Annotated in this window: 1 protein-coding gene; it reads left to right on the top strand. The window is 73.7% G+C overall.

Annotated elements, in window-relative coordinates:
- The first annotated feature begins 138 nt into the window (after positions 1 to 138).
- A complete protein-coding gene (locus tag DLJ47_RS34580; RefSeq protein WP_109906485.1) occupies positions 139 to 1,101 on the top strand; it encodes a complex I subunit 1/NuoH family protein in 963 nt (320 codons plus the stop codon).
- Positions 1,102 to 1,146: the final 45 nt, after the last annotated feature.

Raw genomic sequence — 1,146 nt, 5'->3', positions numbered from 1 at the left:
GGCCGAGGCCGGTCCGCTGCCGGGCGCGCCCGGCGGCCGCGGCGCGGGAGCGGCTCGCTCCGGCCCGCCGGCGGACCGGCCGTCGGGGGAAGGGCCGGCCGCGACCGAGCGGGCCGACGGCGACGGAGGTACGGCCTGATGCCGCTCTGGCTGGAACTGGTGATCCGGGTGGGTGGCGTGCTGGTCGCCTTCCTCACCCTGCCGCTGCTCGTGGGGCAGGCCGAGCACAAGGTGATGGCGCACATGCAGGGGCGGCTCGGCCCGATGTACGCGGGCGCGTTCCACGGCTGGGCGCAGCTGATCGCCGACGGGGTGAAGTTCGTACAGAAGGAGGACGTCACCCCGAGCGACGCGGACCGGGCGGTCTTCCGGCTGGCCCCGGCCGTCGCCCTGGTGCCCTACCTGCTCGTCCTGCTGGTCATCCCGCTCGGCCCTGGCGACCTGGTGGGGCAGCCGCTGGACATCGGCCTCTTCTTCGTGCTGGCCGTGGTCGGGGTCGGCGTGGTGGCGGTGCTGATGTCGGCGTGGGCGTCGGCCAACAAGTACAGCCTGCTCGGCGGGCTGCGCGGCGCCGCCCAGCTGCTCGGCTACGAGCTGCCGCTGGTGCTCGCGGCGGCGTCGGTGGCGATGGCGGCGGGCACGCTCAGCCTGCCCGGCATCGTCGAGGCGTGGCAGCCGTGGTGGCTGCTCTGGCAGGCGCCCGCGATGATCATCTTCTTCGTGGCCGGGCTGGCCGAGATCCGGCGGCCGCCGTTCGACATGCCGATCGCCGACTCGGAGCTGGTGTTCGGCTACCTGACCGAGTACACCGGCCTGCGGTTCGCCTTCTTCCTGCTCGCCGAGTACGTCGGGATCGTGGTGATCGCGGCGCTGACCACCGTGCTCTTCCTCGGCGGCTGGCACGGCCCGTTCGCCGACGCGCAGCTCGGCTGGCTCTGGACGCTGCTGAAGGTGGCCGCGGTGTCCTTCCTGGTCATCTGGCTGCGGGTGGCGTTCCCCCGGCTGCGCGAGGACCAGTTGCAGCGGCTGTGCTGGCTGGTCCTGGTACCGGCCGCGCTGGCCCAACTGGTCCTCACCGCCGCCGTCCGGGTCGCTCTCTGACCCACCCCCGCCCCACCGAGCTGGGTGCCTCAGCGGAGGGGGGTG

It is taken from the genome of Micromonospora sp. S4605 (genome assembly GCF_003176715.1).
Classification (GTDB): Bacteria; Actinomycetota; Actinomycetes; order Mycobacteriales; family Micromonosporaceae; genus Micromonospora; species Micromonospora echinaurantiaca.
The sequence above is the reverse complement of the archived record's forward strand: the minus strand, read 5'-3'. Positions and strand labels throughout refer to the sequence as shown.